The sequence below is a fragment of the Shimia sp. R9_3 genome (assembly GCF_017743755.1).
GTDB lineage: Bacteria > Pseudomonadota > Alphaproteobacteria > Rhodobacterales > Rhodobacteraceae > Shimia.
In genome coordinates this window covers 358,971-378,298 of the sequence record NZ_JAGHRP010000003.1, presented here as the reverse complement: position 1 = coordinate 378,298, position 19,328 = coordinate 358,971, and the positions used below count along the sequence as shown (strand labels likewise).

The following is a 19,328-nucleotide window of genomic DNA, read 5'->3' as shown; positions in this document are numbered from 1 at the left end:
TCAAACACATATCTGACTTTGGTTGCCGCCTTTCTGGCGGCAATTTTTTATTGAGCTCCAGTCAGTTCGAAGTCGAAGTGATCAGAGCACTCGGGAAAGAAACGCCTTGGTGCGCTCTTCGCGCGGAGCAGAAAACAACTGATCTGGTGAACCTTGCTCCAAAATGCGCCCTGCCTCAAGAAAACAAACCTTGTCTGCCAGCTCGCGCGCAAAACCCATCTCATGGGTGGCCAGCACCATGGTCATCCCCTGCTTCCTAAGATCTCGCAGAACATCGAGCACCTCGCCGACCAATTCGGGGTCAAGCGCGCTGGTGATCTCGTCAAACAGCATGATCTGCGGCTCCATCGCCAATGCGCGAATGATGGCCACACGCTGCTGCTGCCCACCCGACAGCTGGTCAGGATAGTGGTCCGTGCGATCCCCAAGCCCAAATCGCTCAAACATCTGTGTGACTTTGGGACGAAGCTCTTCTCGCCCATGTCCATACACGCGACGCGGCGCGAGCATCACATTCTCCAGCGCGGTCATATGCGGGAACAGATTATAGCTCTGAAAAACGATTCCGATTTTCTGGCGAATGGGCTGCGGATCCAAGCCCGGCTCTGCAATGTCCACGCCATCGAGAAAAATCGCGCCGTCATCAATCGGCTCCAAAAGATTCATACAGCGCAAAAGTGTTGATTTTCCGGAGCCCGAGGCGCCGATCAAACAGACCATCTCGCCGTCAGCGACATCCAAGTCGATGCCTTTGCAGACTTCGTTTTCCCCAAACCACTTGCGCACCCCGCGCAAGGACAACTTTGCCTTCATGTACGCGCCCTATTCTGCTTGTTCATCAGATAATCCGCATATCTGGTGGCCGGTATGGTGAGCGCCAGAAAGATGAGTGCGGCGCCAACGTAGGGCGTAAAATTCGCATAAAGCGACTTATAGACACCCGCTTGCCTAAAAATCTCTACCGGCCCAATGAACGACAGCAGCGCCACGTCTTTTTGCAGCGCAATAAACAGATTCATATTCGCAGGCACCACATTGCGAATGGCCTGCGGCAACACCACAAAACGCATGATGTCTCGATCACTCAGCCCCAAAGACGCTGCGGCAGAGCGCTGCGAATGATGAATGGAGTCGATACCAGAGCGGATGACTTCTGCCACATAGGCCGAGTAAACCAGTACCAGCGCCAAAGTGCCCCAAATGTATGGGCTGTTCCAAGGCCTCGGCAGCCCCAATCCTGGCACCCCAAAGCCAATGATATAAATCACCAAGACAACCGGCAGACCGCGAAAAACATCCGTGTAAGCCATCCCAAACAAGCGTAGCGGAAAGAGCGCAGGCGCGCGCGTATCCCGACACAGCGCTATCGCAAGACCTGTCACCGCGATAAGCGGAGCAGACCACGCAAAAATCATCACATTCAGCAAAAAGGCTTCAACAAGCCCGGGAAATGTCGCGGCAAAGACCCGGCCGTTGAAAAACGACCTTTGAACCGCCTCCCACCCCGGTGCCAACGGCACAAGAAAAAAGATGGCCAGCCCCACGCTGATCGTGGAGATGAGCGCAATGCGGGTGGCACGCCGCCGCACATTGGCCTCATAAAGCTCTCGGCGCGTTGGCGTTTTGGCGCGGTCACTCACCGCGCCTTTACCGACCTTGGAGGTAGTCATTTATTTGATGACCGGAACGCCAGTGGCTTCGGCAAGCCATTCTGCCTCAATCGCAGCGAGCGCACCACTTTCGGAGAGGTCCGTGATTGCAGCATCGACGCATTCCCGAAGCGGGTTACCCTCTTCCATCAGCAAGCCAAACTTATCAGGGTTTTCAGACTGTTCCGGCGGAAACTGCCCAAGCAGCGTGCCACCATCAACAACCGCGGCAGACAGATAAAGCGCGGTCGGCAGGTCATAAAGCGCCGCATCAATCTGCCCCGCCATAATCGCGGCATTCACGTCAGCATTGTCATTGTAAAGCAAGGGATCACTTGCAGGCTTGACCACTTCGGCCAGGATCGGAAGCGCCGTAGTGGTGGCTACAGCCCCCCATTTGAGGCCCTGCAGACTGCCCAAAGTTGCTTCAGCACCTGCATCCACCACGCTCTGTGTGGTCAGAACAGCCATTGACGACACATAATACGGCAGGCTGAAATCCACCATTTCCTCGCGCTCCGGCGTGATGGAATATTGCTGCATATTGAAATCAAAGTTCTTGGCACCGGGTTGGATCGCCTCATCAAAACTCGTCCGCACCCAGGTTACCTGATCTGCACTGAACCCCATTTTGTCCGCAATGGCATAGGCTACAGCGGCCTCAAACCCTTCGCCGCTCTCAGGAGCGTCGTTCATAACCCAAGGATAATAAGCCGGGTTGCCAGTCGCGATTGTCAGCGTGCCCTCAGAAAGCGTCTTGCCCGCAGCACAGGTGCCCTCTCCCATTGCGAAGGCTGCAACCGACGTGCACATCAACGCCAAAGCTGAACTTGCTATCAATTTCATCAAACATCTCCACGAATTTCTATTTGGCGACAGGTTCTTACGCGCGAAGGGAATTGTCCAGACCAGCACGGGATCAATCGCCCCGACCTGCACTCAACTTCACAGCCCGCAAAAATAAGCGTCAAAAATCTAAAGATGCGCCATGGACAGCAAGAAACCAAGGCTTCCAAACCAAGCCAAGTACACACGACTGTCTAGATAATCCTGTAAGCTATTTAGCTGACCACATTTTCAGCTAAATGGTGCGGTCGAGAAGACTCGAACTTCCACTCCGGTTAAGGAACAGCGACCTCAACGCTGCGCGTCTACCAATTCCGCCACGACCGCACTTGCCCTGGTGGGTGAGGGGCTAATACCTAGGCTCGCTGGGGAAGTGAAGCAAAAAATGCGCTTCTTCAGATATTTTTTTGGCTGCCCCCTAGAGCACCAAAAGAGGAGCAGATCTCAAAGGTCAAACGATGTGGTTCGCCAATCCTCAATTGAAGCTGAGCCAAAAAACACTTAGGTGCCTATCAACAGCATAAACGGCAGGTTCACATGGTAGAATGGATCCACAGCGACGGTTTGGTTGACTACGAAACCGCTCTTGAATTTATGGAGCAGCGCGCAACAGCCATTGCCGCCGGTGAGGCTGAGGAGTGCATCTGGCTGTTGGAACATGCCCCGCTCTATACGGCTGGTACCTCTGCGAAAATTGACGATTTGGTCGATCCAGAGCGTTTTCCGGTGTATCAGGCCAGACGCGGCGGCGAGTACACCTACCATGGCCCGGGCCAGCGTGTGGTCTATGTGCTGCTCGATCTCAGCAAACGTGGCAGAGACGTCCGCGCTTTTGTGAAACAGCTTGAGACCTGGGTGATTCAGACCCTCGCGGAATTCAATCTGAAAGGCGAAATTCGCGAAGGCCGTGTGGGCGTCTGGATCGAACGCGATGACAAACCGTTGCGGGCTGACGGCTCAAAATCCGAAGACAAGATCGCAGCAATTGGTATCCGCCTCCGGCGCTGGGTCAGCTTTCACGGCATTTCGATCAACGTAGAGCCGGATCTTTCCCACTTTGGTGGTATCGTGCCCTGCGGCATCACCGAACATGGGGTCACGTCACTTGTCGACCTCGGTCTTCCCGTCACGATGGACGATGTCGACGTTGCTTTGAAACGCAATTTTGAGTTGGCGTTCCCCTCTCCTGCAGAAGCCGAAGAGCCTCTTACCTCTTGATCTGAGACCATTGTCGGGATTGCTGCTGAGCCTTTTCTAAGGCTCGCTAGGGTCGCTCGCGGCTCAACAAACGCGATGCCCCACAAAGGCATCAGAAAGCGCGCCGGATCGTCGCGGGTGCTGGAAATAGGGCTTTTTCGCCCCATTTTCAGTTGCACTTGGTCGTCCCTTGCTTGAGAAATTTATCTTGCGCAACGCGTCGAACACCCATTCATCAACGAGGTTACTCTCATGAAATTCCTAGCAGCAGCAACAGCGGCACTTCTCGTCGCTTCGCCAGTTCTCGCAGAAGGCGACGTGGAGGCGGGCGAAAAAGGCTTCAAGAAATGCAAAGCATGCCACACAATCGCTTCCCCTGATGGAGAGGTGATCTTCAAGGGCGGCAAAACCGGTCCGAACCTTTACGGCGTAGTCGGCCGCGCGGTTGGCTCTGAGGACTTCAAATACGGCGCAGGGCTGCAATCCGCCAATGAAGCCGGTGCGGTTTGGACAGAAGAGATGCTGGCCGCTTATGTGGTCGATCCAAAAGCATGGCTGTCAGACAATGGTTACGAAACCAAGTCCAAGATGACCTTCAAACTCAAAAAGGGTGGCGAAGACGTTGCCGCGTATCTGGCGTCTGTCGCGCCTGCTGCTGAGTAGTACAGGGCACGTTGCCGCGCGCGACGTCACCAACTGAACAGAAAGCCCCATGTCAGCCCGCTGACATGGGGCTTTTTTGATGTGGTGGCTGAGGCAAATTCCCCCAACCTGACTGAAAGTTACTCGAGTTCTACCAGCAGATCTTTTGCATCGATCTGACCACCTGCAGAGACATGAACGGCTTTGATCACCGCGTCACGTTCAGCATGGATACCGGTTTCCATCTTCATCGCCTCAATGGTCAGCAGAAGGTCGCCCTCTTTGACCTGAGCCCCCGCAACTGCAGCAACAGAGGCAACAACACCCGGCATTGGCGCCCCGATGTGGTTGGCATTGCCAACTTCAGCTTTAGGGCGCGATGCGGTCGACGCTTTGACCAGACGGTTTGGCACGCGGATCACACGAGGCTGACCGTTCAGCTCAAAGAACACCTTCACTTCGCCATTCTCGTCAGTCTCACCGATGGCTTGCAAACGGATTTCAAGGGTCTTGCCCGGATCGATTTCCGCTGTGATTTCTTCGCCAGGCTCCATGCCATAGAAGAACGTGCGGGTTGGCAGCGACCGAACCGGACCGTACTGACGGTGACGCCCCATGTAATCAAGGAACACCTTAGGATACATCAGGTAGCCGTTCAGATCCTCATCATCCACCTTGAAGCCCTCAAGCTCCGCCGACAAATCTGAGCGCGTTGCCTCCAGATCAATCGGCTTCAGATGCTTGCCAGGGCGCTCGGTGTTGGGCTTTTCGTCTTTCAGCACCTTGTCGATGATCGCGGAGGGGAAGCCACCATGTGGCTGGCCAAGATTGCCGCGCATCATGTCCACAACGCTGTCCGGGAAAGCCAACTCGACACTTGGATCCTCGACTTCTTCGCGGGTCAGGCCTTGGCTTACCATCATCAGTGCCATGTCACCCACAACCTTTGACGATGGGGTCACCTTCACTATGTCGCCAAACATCTGGTTGACGTCCGCATAGGTCTGAGCGACCTCATGCCAGCGCTCCTCTAGACCAAGGCTGCGCGCCTGGGCCTTCAGGTTGGTGAACTGGCCACCAGGCATCTCGTGCAGATAGACTTCCGATGCAGGTGCCGCGAGACCGCTTTCAAAGGCGGAGTACTGTGCACGTACACCCTCCCAGTAAGCGCTGATTTCGCGGATCGCGCCAATGTCCAGCCCAGTGTCGCGATCGGTGTTGCGTGTTGCCTCAACGATAGAGCCAAGACATGGTTGCGAGGTGCCGCCAGAGAAGGCGTCCATAGCAGCATCAACCGCGTCCACACCTGCTTCTGCGGCGGCCAGAATGGTCGCACCGGCAATCCCGGAAGTGTCATGCGTGTGGAAGTGGATCGGCAGGCCGACCTCTTCTTTAAGCGCTTTCACAAGCATGCGCGCAGAGGCTGGCTTCAGCAGTCCGGCCATGTCTTTCAGACCCAGCACATGCGCGCCTGCGGCCTCAAGCTCTTTGGCCATGCCAACATAGTAGTTCAGGTCATATTTGCTGCGGGCCGGATCAAGCAGATCACCTGTGTAACAGATCGTGCCTTCACAAATCTTGCCGTTTTCAACCACTGCGTCCATGGCGACACGCATGTTTTCAACCCAGTTGAGGCTGTCAAACACGCGGAAGACGTCAACGCCGGTTTCAGCTGCCTGCTTCACAAAGGCCTGCACCACATTGTCCGGATAGTTGGTATACCCAACACCGTTGGACGCACGCAACAGCATCTGGGTCAACACGTTTGGCATAGCTGTGCGCAGATCGCGCAGACGCTGCCATGGACATTCCTGCAGGAAGCGGTAAGCCACATCAAAGGTCGCCCCGCCCCAGCATTCAACAGAGAACAGCTCTGGCAGGTTGGCCGCGTAGCTTGGCGCGACTTTGATCATGTCGATGGAGCGCATCCGCGTTGCCAGCAGCGATTGGTGACCATCACGCATGGTGGTGTCGGTCAGCAACAGCTTGCTTTGCGCTTTCATCCAGTCAGCGACAGCCTGTGCGCCCTGCTCTTCCAGCAAATTGCGTGTGCCCGGCTGGACATCCCCACGCTTCTCTGGCGGCAGCGGCGCTTTCAGATCGGCAGCCGGCATGGGCCGATCCGTTGTTTCCGGGTGCCCGTTGACAGAGATATCAGCGATATACGTCAGCACCTTGGTGCCCCGGTCACGGCGCTTGGCGAATTGGAACAGATCCGGTGTCTCATCAATAAACTTGGTGGTGTATTGATTGGACAGGAAGGTCGGGTGCTTCAGCAGGTTTTCAACAAAAGCGATGTTGGTCGACACGCCGCGCACACGGAACTCGCGCAGCGCGCGGTCCATCCGCTTGATGGCCTTCTCTGGTGTTGGCGCCCACGCTGTCACCTTGGTCAGCAGGCTATCGTAGTAGCGCGTGATCACGCCGCCCGCATACGCCGTACCACCATCAAGACGGATGCCCATACCGGTGGCTGAGCGATAGGCCGTGATCCGGCCGTAATCCGGGATGAAGTTGTTCTGTGGGTCCTCGGTCGTCACGCGTGTTTGCAGCGCATGACCATTGAGGCGGATATCGTATTGGCTGGATTTGCCGGTCGCCTCAGAAAGGGATTTGCCTTCCGCGATCAGGATTTGCGCCTGCACGATGTCGATGCCGGTGACCTCTTCGGTCACAGTGTGCTCGACCTGAACACGCGGGTTCACTTCGATGAAGTAGAACTTGCCAGTTTCCATATCCATCAGGAATTCAACGGTGCCGGCGCATTCATAGTTCACATGCGCACAGATCTTGCGACCAAGCTCGCAAAGTTCTTCACGCTGAGCTTCAGACAGATAAGGCGCAGGCGCGCGCTCAACCACTTTCTGGTTACGGCGCTGAACCGAGCAATCCCGCTCATAGAGGTGATAGATATTGCCTTGCTGGTCACCAAGGATCTGCACCTCTACGTGGCGGGCGCGGGTGATCATCTTCTCCAGATACCCTTCGCCATTGCCAAAGGCGGCCTCGGCTTCACGGCGCCCTTCCAGCACCTTCTCTTCCAGCTCATCTTCGCCGTGGATCGGACGCATACCGCGACCGCCGCCGCCCCAAGAGGCTTTGAGCATCAGAGGATAGCCGATCTCGGCGGCCTCTGTCTTGATGGCCTCCATGTCATCGCCAAGCACTTCGGTCGCCGGGATAACTGGCACACCCGCCGCAATCGCCACTTTCCGTGCAGAAGCTTTGTCACCCAGCGCGCGCATGGTTTCGGCTTTGGGGCCGATGAAGGTGATTCCGTTGGCTGCACAGGCATCCACAAAATGTGGGTTCTCCGACAGCAGACCGTAGCCCGGATGGATCGCATCTGCGCCGCACTCTTTGGCGACACGGATGATCTCGTCGATGCTCAGATAGGCCGCAACAGGCCCCATCCCTTCGCCGATCCGATAGGCTTCGTCCGCTTTGAAGCGGTGCAGGCCAAGTTTGTCCTCTTCGGCAAACACGGCCACGGTTTTCTTGCCCATCTCATTGGCAGCGCGCATCACACGGATCGCGATCTCGCCACGGTTGGCAATTAGGATTTTGGAAAATTCGGTCATGGGCAGGCTCCCCCTCGCTGGTGTCTGTCCGAGTGTGTAGTGAAGGCCTTAAGTCACGCGACCGGGGCCGCGCAATACCAAGGACTGCGTAAACATGTAAGATTTGTGAAAGGATGTGTTCACGAAAACGCCTCAAAATCCGGCAGATTTTTCTGCACCTGCGACACGGAGGGGGCGTCTAGAGAAGATTCTTCGTCACATCCCGCAAATCACTGATCCCAAGTTGGCCCATATTCGCCTCCAAATCCTTGGAGAGAATCTCCAAGAGATGGGCAGGGCCCCGGCTACCCAATGCGGCCAACGCATGGTGAAAACCGCTTCCCATAAAGACAAAATCGGCTCCAAGTGCGATTGCGCGCAAAATATCGAGCCCGGTCTCAACGCCGCTGTCCAGAATGATGGGCAGGTCGCAAGCTGCGCGAATTTTTGGCAGCACATCTATTGTTGCAGGTGCAGCATCAAATTGGCGTCCGGCGTGGTTGGAAATCCAAATCGCGTCCACTCCGGCCTCTTTGAGGCGCGTGGCGTCCTCAGCGCGCATGACGCCCTTAACGACCAATTTGCCGGGCCAATGCTCTCTCAGCCAATGGACGTAATCCCAATCAGGTGAGGTGCGCAGCAAATATCCTGCATGGGCCGTGGAGCTTAGCCCCGTCACATTGCCTGCATACTCATCAATCAAGCGCATCCGCGGCATGCCCCGCTGCGCCATTCCCAATGCCCAGGTCGGGCGCATCGCAACCTGTGCCAGCAACCTTGGTGTCAATCTGGGCGGTGTCGTGAGGCCGGAGCGCACTTGCCGCTCACGCCGACTGGCAACCGGCACATCCACCGTAAGCACCAATGTGGTGTATCCGGCCTCCCCAACCCGCTTCAGCATATCCTTACGAATCCCTTCATCGCGCGGCGGATAAAGCTGAAACCAGCCATTCCCGTTCAAATCCGGCGCGACCTCTTCCGGTGTCTGCGTGGCCACTGTGGACAGGCAATAGGGAATTTGCGACTTGGTGGCGGCCTGCGCCAGCAGCCTTTCCGCGTCGGGCCACATAAGACCTGACATACCCACAGGCGCTATCCCGACCGGCAGCGCATATGTCTGGCCCATCAGTGTCGTTTCCAAAGACGGCGCAATCTCACCATGTAGAATCGACGGCATGAGTTGCACCGCATCAAACTGGGCTCGATTGCGATGCTTGGTACGCTCCTCCCCCGTCGCACTGTCCAGGTACTCCCAAACAAACTTGGGCAAACGCTGTTTCGAGCGTTTCTTCAGGTCACTCAGGGCTGGGTATCTGGCATGTAAGTCCATGATATTTGTGTCTGACGTCTCCACTCAAAAGTCCAGAACAACCTGTGAAAGAAACCGTGTTTTGCCTCTGGAACATAAACGGAACAGACCTTTTGCATCCTGCCGCTTTGCGGTAAGTTGGCACCATGAGCAGTTTTGACGAATTTGACGCCTTTGAAGGCGCGTCGCTTTCGGCGCGCGCGATGATGGCGCGCCCGAGCCCCTATCTGGATGAACTCAACCCGGCGCAGCGGGAAGCTGTGGAGCAAATGGACGGACCGGTCTTGATGCTGGCGGGTGCGGGCACCGGCAAAACCAAGGCCCTGACGGCCCGGATTGTGCATCTGCTCAACACCTCACGGGCGCGGCCCAATGAGATTTTGGCGGTGACCTTTACCAACAAAGCGGCACGCGAGATGAAAAACCGCGTCGGCAACATGTTGGGGCACCAGATCGAAGGCATGCCATGGCTGGGCACCTTTCACGCGATCTGCGTCAAACTCCTGCGCCGCCATGCCGAGCTGGTTGGGCTGAAATCCAACTTCACGATTCTGGACACCGACGATCAACTGCGCCTGCTCAAGCAGTTGGTGGCGGCGGCCAATATTGATGACAAACGCTGGCCAGCGAGGCAGCTTGCATCGCTCATAGACGGCTGGAAAAACAGAGCCTTAACCCCACAAAAGCTGCCTGCGGCAGATGCCGGCGCCTACAATCATCGGGGTGGAGAACTATACGCGCAGTATCAGACCCGTCTCAAAGAACTGAACGCTGTGGATTTTGGCGACCTGCTTTTACACATGGTCACCATCTTCCAGGACAACCCGGATGTGCTCGCCAATTATCAACGCTGGTTCCGCTACATCCTTGTAGACGAATATCAGGATACCAACGTCGCCCAGTATCTCTGGCTGCGCTTGCTGGCGAGCGGGCATAAAAACATCTGCTGCGTCGGGGATGACGATCAGTCGATCTATGGCTGGCGCGGGGCGGAAGTTGGAAACATCCTGCGCTTTGAAAAGGATTTTCCCGGCGCGCATGTGGTGCGGCTTGAGCAGAATTACCGCTCTACCGGCAATATTCTGGCCGCCGCATCCAACGTGATCCGCGGCAACGAAAACCGCCTTGGCAAGGAGCTTTGGACCGAAGCCGACATGGGCGAAAAGGTGCGCCTGATCGGCCATTGGGACGGCGACGAAGAGGCGCGCTGGGTTGGTGAAGAAGTGGAAGCCATGCAGCGCGGCACACGTGGCAGCGCCCCAAAGTCGCTGGAGGACATGGCGATTCTCGTGCGGGCTTCCCATCAGATGCGCGCCTTTGAAGACCGCTTTCTGACCATCGGCCTGCCCTATCGCGTGATTGGTGGCCCGCGATTCTATGAGCGTTTGGAGATTCGCGATGCCATGGCCTATTTCCGGCTGGTGGTCAGCCCGGAGGACGATCTGGCCTTTGAGCGCATTGTGAACACCCCCAAACGTGGGCTTGGCAATGTGGCGCAGCAGAAGATCCAGACCTGCGCCCGTACCAATGGGGTGAGCCTGGTGGAGGGTGCCCGCATCCTGCTGGAAGAAAAGGGCATTGGCGGCAAAGGCGCGAAGGAACTTGGCATCCTGCTGGAGGGGCTTGATCGTTGGCGGCGGCAAGGCACCCCACCCCAGGTGGAAGTTGCGCTGGACGATGACGCGGTGATTGATGACGGTGCCACCCAGACCGCAATGCGCCTGCAAGAGGGGCATGCGGAACTGAGCCACGTGGAACTGGCGCAGGTGATCCTCGATGAATCGGGCTACACCGCGATGTGGCAAAATGACAAAACACCCGAGGCGCCGGGGCGCTTGGAAAACCTCAAGGAACTGGTCAAGGCACTGGAAAGCTTTGACAACCTTCAGGGCTTTCTGGAGCACGTCAGCCTGATCATGGACAATGAAAGCGAGGATGCGGAGCAGAAGATCTCGATCATGACCCTGCACGCTGCCAAAGGTTTGGAATTCCCCGCTGTTTTCCTGCCCGGCTGGGAGGATGGGTTGTTCCCGTCGCAACGCTCCATGGACGAAAACGGCCTCAAGGGCTTGGAAGAAGAGCGGCGGCTGGCCTATGTGGGAATCACCCGTGCTGAGGAAATTTGCACGATTTCCTTTGCTGGCAATCGCCGTGTGTTTGGCCAATGGCAAAGCCAGATGCCCTCGCGCTTTATCGATGAACTCTCTGACGAGAATGTCGAAGTGCTGACCCCACCCGGGCTTTATGGGCACAGCGGCAATACGCGGGACAGCGGCGGGTTTGGCACCTCAGGGCTTGAACAATCGGCCATGCGGGCTGATGGCTACAACTCCCCGGGCTGGAAACGCCTGCAATCACGCTCGGGTCAATATGGCACAAGCCAGCCGAAAGAGACCAAAGCCTCCGCCATAGACATGCAAGCCATCTCAAGCTTTATGGTTGGCGATCGCGTGTTCCACCAGAAGTTCGGCTATGGCCAAGTGGCAGATATCGAAGGCGACAAGCTGACCGTGGATTTTGAAAAAGCGGGGCAGAAGAAGGTTGTGGCGCGGTTTGTTTCTGCACCAAACGATATCCCGTTCTGACCACACGTCGGCAGGCGGCCCCGGCCATTGACAGGGCTGCGCACGCGCCATTGAGTGGGCATCAGACAGGAGGATGCCCATGATTTTCTATGATTGCAGCACAGCACCCAGTCCGCGCCGGGCCAGAATGTTCATTGCGGAAAAAGGACTTAGCGTGGAGACACGGCAAGTGGATCTGCGCAATGATGCCCACCGAGCACCGGAGTTTTTGGCGATCAACCCCTGGGGTACGGTGCCTGTTCTGGTGACAGACAGCGGGCAAAGCCTCACCGAAAACATCGCGATTGCCACCTATCTGGAAGCGGCGCATCCGGAGCCGCCTTTGATGGGACGGACGCCTGAGGAAAAGGGGGCGGTGTCGATGTGGAATGCGGTGTGTGAGTTTCATGCCGGGCTCTCCATTGCCGAAGCATTGCGCAACGCCACCCCAGCCCTGAAGGGGCGTGCGCTGCCCGGTGCGGTAGACTATGAGCAGATCCCAGAACTCGCGGCGCGCGGCGCAAAGCGGTTGGGATTGTTTTATAAGACGCTGGAAACCCGCCTGCAGGACAGCCCATGGCTCGCTGGCGATGCCTTTACTCTGGCGGACATCACGGCCTTTGTATTCTGCGACTTTGCCCGAATCGTGAAACTTCCCCCTCCGGCAGAGAACACGGCAACACAGGCCTGGTATGCCAAGGTGCAAGCAAGGCCCAGTGCGGCGCTCTGACATCGCTCTCAAGACCAAAACAACCAAGCGCCCTCAGGGGCGCTTTTTTCATGACTTACAATACTTTGAAGGGAGAATGCAGCGGCGACATCAGGGAGGAGGAGAGAGCGCCTTGATACCGGTGAGCCGCGTGGCTCGAATTTCGAGGCGGCAGCACCAGGGAGGAGGAGAGGTGCTGCCGCTCTAGTCACAAGAGCTCTCAGGGAGGAGGAGAGAGAACCCTTGATCTCGTTGGGCTGTCAGAGCCCGGAATTCTTGGGCGACGACACCAGGGAGGAGGAGAGGTGCCGCCGCTCTAGACACAAGCACCCTCAGGGAGGAGGAGAGAGAGTGCTTGATCTCGCTGGGCTATCGGAGCCCGAATTTTGTTGCGACGACGCCAGGGAGGAGGAGAGGCGCCGTCGCTATGTTCAAGTCCCTCCAGGGAGGAGGAGAGGAGAGACTTGAGCTCTTTGGACCATTTGGCCCGTTGTTCGCCGCGACGATACCAGGGAGGAGGAGAGGCATCGTCGCAGAATTGGAAAGCCTGAGGGAGGAGATGGCTTCCCGAAACTATTTAAGCGTCTTGGCTGGCATCGATGGCCAGACGACGGATCATGGAACGGCTCAAACCGAGGTCGTTCAGTTCACGATCAGACAGCGCGCTCAACTCGTTATAAGTCTCGCGGTAAACGCGGTATTGGCGCAGGCGCTCTGCCAAGTTTGCGATAAAAGCCGAAAAACCTGAGGCTTTAGGGGCTGCCACCGGGGCGCTGTTTGCTGCATATGCCATAATCGTTACTCTTGCGTTTGAGTGTGTCCGTTCGCTTGTGGAGTTTATATGGGAGCATGCTGCAGATGCACAATAGACAGCTCCGCAATGCAGTTATGCGCGGACGGAATATCAGACGCCACGTCACAACCCCCTGCACAAGAATTGTGCAAATCGCCGAAAACCTTGAAGAAATATGAAGGTTTTACTACATGATCAAAATCATAAGTGCCTGCATTGTGCACTTGCAGCATAGGAGTTCAGCATGCCGGTGACCAAAGCAGATGTGCAGGCCGTATTGTCAAAAATTGCCTTACCGGACGGGGGCGATCTGGTGTCGCGCGATTTTTTGCGGGCCCTTGTGATTGACGGTGAGTCGGTGCGTTTTGTTCTTGAAGCGCCCAACGCAGATATAGCACGGATGATGGAGCCGTTGCGCAAAGCGGCTGAAGCGTCCGTTGCACAGCTGCCCGGCGTGTCTCAGGTGCAGGTCGCGTTGACCGCGCACGAGGCCTCCCCTGCCCCAAAACAAGCCGCGCCGAATCTCAAGATCGGGGGGCACCCGAAACCGCAGGCGGGTCCGATGAAAGTGGCCGGTGTGAAGCGCATTCTGGCGGTGGGCTCCGGCAAGGGCGGCGTGGGCAAATCCACCGTCTCCTCCAACCTCGCCGTGGCGCTGGCCAAACAGGGGCGCAAGGTGGGCTTGCTGGATGCAGATATCTACGGCCCAAGCCAGCCCCGTATGATGGGGGTCAACAAGCGCCCGGCCAGCCCGGACGGAAAGACCATTATTCCCCTGCACGCTCATGGGGTTACCATCATGTCGCTGGGCTTTATGCTGGAAGAAGACAAACCCGTGGTCTGGCGCGGTCCGATGCTGATGGGCGCGCTGCAGCAGATGCTGACACAGGTGCAATGGGGCGAACTGGACGTGCTGATTGTGGATCTGCCGCCGGGCACTGGGGATGTGCAGCTGACGCTGTGCCAGAAAACCGAACTGACCGGTGCCATTGTGGTGAGCACGCCGCAGGACGTCGCCCTATTAGACGCGCGCAAGGCGCTTGGCATGTTTGATCAGTTAAAGACGCCGGTGCTGGGACTCATTGAGAACATGAGCCTTTTCCACTGCCCGAACTGTGGGCATGAGGCCCATATCTTTGGCCATGGCGGTGTGGCCGCAGAGGCGGAAAAACTGGGTGTGCCGCTGCTGGGTGCGCTGCCGATTGATCTAGACACCCGGTTGGCCGGAGACGGTGGCACCCCAATTGCGGCGGGGGAAAGCGATATGGCCAAAGCCTATGGTCAGATCGCAGAAGGCCTTGTGAAAGGCGGGATGGCCTGAGCCATCCCTGCCCCACACTAAGCCCTAAGGTTCAGCCCATGACCTCACCAATCATGATCTGAGGCTGCACATTGGTGAAATTCGGGATGTCCGCCATCACCGGGCCGGCTGCGCCCATGGCGGCATCCATAGCAGCTTGATCTTCAAAGAGAATCGTCGCGATGGCGTGAAACGGGCTGGGCACATTGGGCCCGCCTGCAAGCCCCTTGCTGGCCTGCGCAGAGACCATATGCGGCCCCATATGTTCCCCGACCAGATCCATATGTGTGCTGGCATAATATGCGTGGTCAAATGTGGTGCCTTCTCCAACCGGATAGAGCACCTGCAGCGAAACAGCCATGACAACCTCCCAATATTCAACTGTGTCATCCCAGCCTAGCGTCTGCGCGCGACTCGGCGAGCGTTTTGTTGGGGCATTAACGTTTTGGGACGCTGCGGAAGACGCAAAACATCAACGTCGGTATTGCGTCTGTATCGCGGCTGTATTGCGGAGGTGCGATTTTTGACCCTTTGGAAAAACACCCACTTTAACGGCCCGCGCGCCGCAACATGGCGCAGGACAACGCGAATCGGGCCAGCCAAATGCTAAGAATTTGGCGTCGCCACCGCGCGAGCCAGAAAATCGCTGAGCTCCGCATAAAGCGTCTTGCGTTCCTCTTCGGACAGGAAGCTGCCAATCTCCACCATGCGGCCGTTGCCTGACAAAGTCACATAGTGGGGCACGGGGCCGCCATGCACATGTATGTCGGCACGCGCCCAATAGACATTGCAGGACCACTCCTGCACCGCGCCGCGGGCCGGTTTGTGGCTAAGCGAGAGCGTATCTGCGCGCAGCGACAGCGCCTCAAACACATCGCCGTCCTTGTAGGACTTTTGCAAACCAAACCAGAGCGCGCCGACCACCAAGAGGATGAAGGGCAGCAGGCCCCAGAACAGCACCGTGCCAATCAGTCCGTAGAGCGGGATGGTGCCCGCAGTGAAGGCAAAGAGCACCATGGCGGCGAATCCCCGGCGCGGCAGGGAGCGGTGCGGCCAGAGGGTGAGCACCGGTTGATCGGGCGTGGTGGGGTCTGTCCAGCGGTGAGGCATCAGCGGGAGCCTTCGGATCGCAGGGGCCAGCCCCTCTTGCCCTGCGGGCAATTCACCCCGGGATATTGGGGGAATGAGAAGCTTGTGGTGGGAAGTCTCATCGCGGGCGGGGTCTCACTTCATGCCTTTGCCGCAGGCCAGAAGCACATAGCGGCCCAGAACGGTGGGATCATTGGGGGTGTAGCGCGTATGGGCGAACCCGGCGCTCTCCAGGATTTCGAGGTATTCCAAGGGCTCCAGACTGCCGTGATAGACAGGTTCCCCCGCCACCGTGCCTGCGACCTCGCCTTCGCCATGTCCCACGGTCAGCAAAAGGTTGCCGCCCGGGCGGAGCAGAGAGAGCATCTTTGGGAGTGCCGCGCGTTGTTCTTCCGGGCTGAGATGAAAGAACGCGTCCCAACTCAGGAGGACGTCAAAGCCTTCTTCAAGCGTCAGTGCGCGCATGTCCATCACATGGAAGGTGGCGCCCGCGACGTTGCTCTGGGCAAGGTCTATCATGGCGGGGCTTGCATCAATGCCGGTGACGCGATGATCCCGCGCCACCAGATGCGCCGCAAGCGGGCGTCCGGCACCGCAGCCAAGATCAAGCACATCCGCAGGCTGGGGCATGCCCGCCATGACCTTCGCCAGACAACCGGCTTCGCGCAGGGACAGATCGCGCTGTGCATCCCAATGGGCGGCGTTGCGGTCATAGACCGCGTGCATGTTGGCTTTGACGGTTGAGAGATCTTGGGGGCTGGGCATCTCTGGGATCGGGTATGTGTGGCGGTGCGCAGTGAATGCGCACCCTACAGGAGGATAGAAAAGGCCCCGGAGCGGGGTGCGCCGGGGCCTCTTTGGTTAGGTCAATGCCGACGCCATGTTAGTGGCTGTGGCCTTTGTCCCAGTCTTCCTGCTTTGGCAGGATTTCAAAGGTGTGCTCTGGCGGCGGGCTCGGGAGAGTCCATTCCAGAGTGTCTGCGTATTCGTTCCAGTAGTTGTTCTCGGTCACTTTCGCGCCGCGGAACAGGGAGTAGAACACCACACCGAAGAAGAACAGGAAGGAGGCAAAGGACAGGAACGCGCCGTAGGAGCTGATCTTGTTCCAATATGCAAAGGCTTCCGGATAGTCGATGTAACGACGTGGCATGCCCTGACGACCCAGGAAGTGCTGAGGGAAGAAGGTCAGGTTGGCGCCGATGAAGAACAGCCAGAAGTGCAGCTTGCCCGCCCATTCAGGGTACTGACGGCCGGTCATTTTGCCGAAGTAGAAGTAGATCCCGGCAAAGATGGCAAAGACCGCGCCCAAGCTCATCACGTAGTGGAAGTGCGCAACCACGTAGTAGGTGTCGTGGTAGTAGCGGTCCACAGAGGCCTGCGACAGAACGATGCCGGTCACGCCGCCCAGGGTGAAGAGGAAGAGGAAGCCCAGCGCCCAGAGCATCGGGGTTTTGAACTCGATCGAGCCGCCCCACATGGTCGCAATCCAGCTGAAGATCTTCACGCCGGTTGGCACCGCGATCACCATGGTGGCGAGCATGAAGTAGGACTGCTGCGTCAGGGACATGCCCACGGTGTACATGTGGTGTGCCCAGACAACGAAGCCCAGCGCGCCAATCGCGATGATCGCCCAGACCATTGGCAGGTAGCCAAAGACCGGCTTGCGGGAGAAGGTGGCAATCACGTGAGAGATGATGCCAAAGCCCGGCAGGATCACGATGTACACTTCAGGGTGGCCGAAGAACCAAAGGATGTGCTGATAAAGGATCGGGTCGCCGCCGCCTGCTGGATCAAAGAAGGTGGTGCCGAAGTTCCGGTCGGTGAGCAGCATGGTGATTGCGCCCGCCAGAACCGGCAACGCCAGAAGGATCAGCCATGCGGTGACAAAGATCGACCAGCTGAACAGAGGCACTTTGAAGAGCGTCATGCCCGGGGCGCGCATGTTCAGGAAGGTGGTGATCATGTTGATCGCACCGAGGATCGAGGAGGCACCAGAGACGTGCACCGCGAAGATCGCGAGGTCCATGGACATGCCGCCTTCGCCGGTGGAGAGCGGTGGATAGAGGACCCAGCCCACACCGGAGCCAAGCTGGTCATTGCCGCCCGGAGCCAGCATGGAAGCCACACCCAGTGAAGTACCGGCCACATAAAGCCAGAAGCTGAGGTTGTTCATGCGGGGGAATGCCATATCCGGTGCACCGATCTGCAGCGGCATGAAGTAGTTGCCAAAGCCGCCAAACAGCGCCGGAATCACCACGAAGAACATCATCAAGACGCCGTGGTAGGTGATCAGCACGTTCCAGAGGTGACCGTTTGGTGTACAAGGTCCGTCTCCTCCTCCAAGGAAACGTGCGCCTTCCAGACACATATACTGTACGCCGGGCTCCATGAGCTCCATGCGCATCAGAACGGTGAAGAAGACCGCGATAAAGCCGGCCAGCGCCGAAACGATCAGATAAAGCAGACCAATGTCTTTGTGGTTGGTGGACATGAACCACCGGGTAAAGAACCCTCTATCGTCATGGTGCTCGTGGCCTTGTAGGGCTGCGTCTGCCATGCCGCTCCTCCTGTTGTATTATTAGAGTGTGCGGAATCTCGCTGAAACCGCCGTCACCGCAGTTGTAGAACCCCGCAGGCGGTGTCGCAACTTTCCTATTTGACATAGATCAAAATAAATTGTCGCACCCTAGCGCAGCAGTCCGGCGGCAAAATTCCGGTCTGATCCAAGAAAACAGTGGTTTTTGAGGCGCGCTGCGCGAAGACTAACACAATCAAAAGACGACAAAAACGCTTTGTGAGGGGGACCGCGCCATGACACGTGCCGAGAAATTTTCCAAGTTTTGCCAATTACATAGCCGGGAGGGGGCCTTTGTGATGCCCAATCCATGGGATGCGGGCACGGCGCGGCTGTTTGCGGATGTAGGCTTTGAGGCGCTGGCGACCACCAGTGCGGGCTGCGCGGTGTCGGCCGGATTGCGCGACGGGGCCGCGGCGGTCACGCGGGCGCGGCTTTTGGAGAATGCGCACGAGATTGTGGCGGCAACCGCGCTGCCGGTCTCCGCGGATCTGGAGGATGGATTCGGCCTCACCCCCGAGACCTGTGCGGAGACCATAGAGATGGCCGCTGAGGCGGGGCTTGTGGGTGGCTCGATTGAGGATGCGACCGGCGGGCCGGAGGGCGGCGTGCATGAGATTGCGCTGGCGGCGGACCGGGTGCGCGCGGCGGCAGAGGCGGCCAAGGGGCGGCATTTCCTGCTGACCGGGCGGGCAGAGAATTACCTATGGGGCCGTCCGGACCTCAAAGACACGATTGCGCGGCTGCAGGCCTATGAGGAGGCCGGGGCGGATGTGCTTTATGCGCCGGGGTTGCCGGATCTGGAGGCGATCCGCACGGTTTGCGCCGAGGTGGGCAAGCCTGTGAATGTGGTCATGGGGCTGCGCCCGCCGTTTTATTCGGTGCAGGAGCTGGCGGAGGCCGGGGTGAAGCGGATCAGCGTGGGCGGCTCGCTGGTGCGGCTGGCATATGAGACCTTGCAGAAAGCCACGGCAGAGATTTTGCGCACCGGGCGATTTGATTATGCAGAGGGATTGATGCCGGGGGCGGAGTTGATGGGCCTCATGCGGGATGCGCCGCTTGAGCAGCGGGACGGGTGAGCGCAGACACGAAGCC

15 protein-coding genes, 1 tRNA gene and 1 pseudogene are annotated in these 19,328 nt (G+C 57.9%); 6 read left to right on the top strand and 11 right to left on the bottom strand.

Translation table 11 applies throughout. The annotated features are described in order from the left end of the window. Positions 1–81 precede the first annotated feature (81 nt). The 4 genes from J7412_RS10705 to J7412_RS10690 all read right to left on the bottom strand — a co-directional run bounded on the left by J7412_RS10705 (position 82) and on the right by J7412_RS10690 (position 2,822). Positions 82–813 carry an amino acid ABC transporter ATP-binding protein gene (locus J7412_RS10705; RefSeq protein WP_209078628.1) on the bottom strand — a complete coding sequence of 244 codons (732 nt, stop codon included), beginning with the start codon at positions 811–813 and terminating at the stop codon, positions 82–84. Further along, positions 810–1,670 carry an amino acid ABC transporter permease gene (locus J7412_RS10700; RefSeq protein ID WP_209078627.1) on the bottom strand — a complete coding sequence of 287 codons (861 nt, stop codon included), beginning with the start codon at positions 1,668–1,670 and terminating at the stop codon, positions 810–812. Before J7412_RS10700 ends, J7412_RS10705 begins: the two co-directional genes overlap by 4 nt. After that, positions 1,671–2,498 (bottom strand): ABC transporter substrate-binding protein, encoded by an 828-nt coding sequence (locus J7412_RS10695; RefSeq protein ID WP_247743864.1) that lies wholly within the window; start codon positions 2,496–2,498, stop codon positions 1,671–1,673. 237 nt (positions 2,499–2,735) lie between these two features. Next, positions 2,736–2,822: transfer RNA gene (locus J7412_RS10690), tRNA-Leu, on the bottom strand. Positions 2,823–3,023: 201 nt separating this feature from the next. Between J7412_RS10690 and lipB the strand changes: the two are divergent. Together lipB and J7412_RS10680 are read left to right on the top strand one after the other, a co-directional pair. After that, positions 3,024–3,713: pseudogene (gene lipB / locus J7412_RS10685) on the top strand (lipoyl(octanoyl) transferase LipB); the annotation flags it as partial. A 231-nt stretch (positions 3,714–3,944) separates the two neighbouring features. Then, positions 3,945–4,355 carry a cytochrome C gene (locus tag J7412_RS10680; RefSeq protein ID WP_209078624.1) on the top strand — a complete coding sequence of 137 codons (411 nt, stop codon included), beginning with the start codon at positions 3,945–3,947 and terminating at the stop codon, positions 4,353–4,355. Between the two features lie 119 nt (positions 4,356–4,474). Here the strand turns inward: J7412_RS10680 and J7412_RS10675 are convergent, their stop codons facing one another. Both J7412_RS10675 and J7412_RS10670 read right to left on the bottom strand, forming a co-directional pair. Continuing rightward, entirely contained in the window at positions 4,475–7,915 is a 3,441-nt protein-coding gene (locus J7412_RS10675) for a pyruvate carboxylase (protein WP_209078623.1), read from the bottom strand. Positions 7,916–8,093: 178 nt separating this feature from the next. After that, positions 8,094–9,224: an alpha-hydroxy acid oxidase gene (locus tag J7412_RS10670; RefSeq protein WP_209078622.1), complete on the bottom strand. Its 1,131-nt coding sequence runs from the start codon at positions 9,222–9,224 to the stop codon at positions 8,094–8,096. Positions 9,225–9,349: 125 nt separating this feature from the next. Here J7412_RS10670 and J7412_RS10665 point away from each other — a divergent pair, with 125 nt between their 5' ends. Together J7412_RS10665 and J7412_RS10660 are read left to right on the top strand one after the other, a co-directional pair. Continuing rightward, positions 9,350–11,788, top strand: a complete 2,439-nt coding sequence (locus J7412_RS10665) for a UvrD-helicase domain-containing protein (RefSeq protein ID WP_209078621.1) — start codon at positions 9,350–9,352, stop codon at positions 11,786–11,788. A 73-nt stretch (positions 11,789–11,861) separates the two neighbouring features. Then, positions 11,862–12,497, top strand: a complete 636-nt coding sequence (locus J7412_RS10660) for a glutathione S-transferase (RefSeq protein ID WP_348540491.1) — start codon at positions 11,862–11,864, stop codon at positions 12,495–12,497. A 556-nt stretch (positions 12,498–13,053) separates the two neighbouring features. Here the strand turns inward: J7412_RS10660 and J7412_RS10655 are convergent. After that, entirely contained in the window at positions 13,054–13,269 is a 216-nt protein-coding gene (locus tag J7412_RS10655) for a DUF1127 domain-containing protein (RefSeq protein WP_209065166.1), read from the bottom strand. Between the two features lie 244 nt (positions 13,270–13,513). On the opposite strand from J7412_RS10655, the gene J7412_RS10650 reads away from it, so the two are divergent. Beyond that, positions 13,514–14,590 carry an Mrp/NBP35 family ATP-binding protein gene (locus J7412_RS10650; RefSeq protein WP_209078619.1) on the top strand — a complete coding sequence of 359 codons (1,077 nt, stop codon included), beginning with the start codon at positions 13,514–13,516 and terminating at the stop codon, positions 14,588–14,590. A gap of 31 nt (positions 14,591–14,621) precedes the next feature. Here the strand turns inward: J7412_RS10650 and J7412_RS10645 are convergent, their stop codons facing one another. From J7412_RS10645 to ctaD, 4 genes are all read right to left on the bottom strand, one after another. Continuing rightward, positions 14,622–14,930, bottom strand: a complete 309-nt coding sequence (locus tag J7412_RS10645) for an EthD family reductase (RefSeq protein ID WP_209078618.1) — start codon at positions 14,928–14,930, stop codon at positions 14,622–14,624. A gap of 245 nt (positions 14,931–15,175) precedes the next feature. Continuing rightward, complete coding sequence (locus J7412_RS10640; protein ID WP_209078617.1) at positions 15,176–15,679, bottom strand: DUF2244 domain-containing protein; 504 nt, start codon at positions 15,677–15,679, stop codon at positions 15,176–15,178. 114 nt (positions 15,680–15,793) lie between these two features. Next, a complete protein-coding gene (locus tag J7412_RS10635; protein ID WP_209078616.1) occupies positions 15,794–16,423 on the bottom strand; it encodes a class I SAM-dependent methyltransferase in 630 nt (209 codons plus the stop codon). Positions 16,424–16,541: 118 nt separating this feature from the next. Beyond that, entirely contained in the window at positions 16,542–18,215 is a 1,674-nt protein-coding gene (ctaD, locus tag J7412_RS10630; protein WP_209065170.1) for a cytochrome c oxidase subunit I, read from the bottom strand. Between the two features lie 254 nt (positions 18,216–18,469). Between ctaD and J7412_RS10625 the strand changes: the two genes are divergently transcribed. After that, positions 18,470–19,312, top strand: coding sequence for an isocitrate lyase/phosphoenolpyruvate mutase family protein (locus J7412_RS10625; protein WP_209078615.1), 843 nt, complete (start codon positions 18,470–18,472; stop codon positions 19,310–19,312). Positions 19,313–19,328 lie beyond the last annotated feature (16 nt).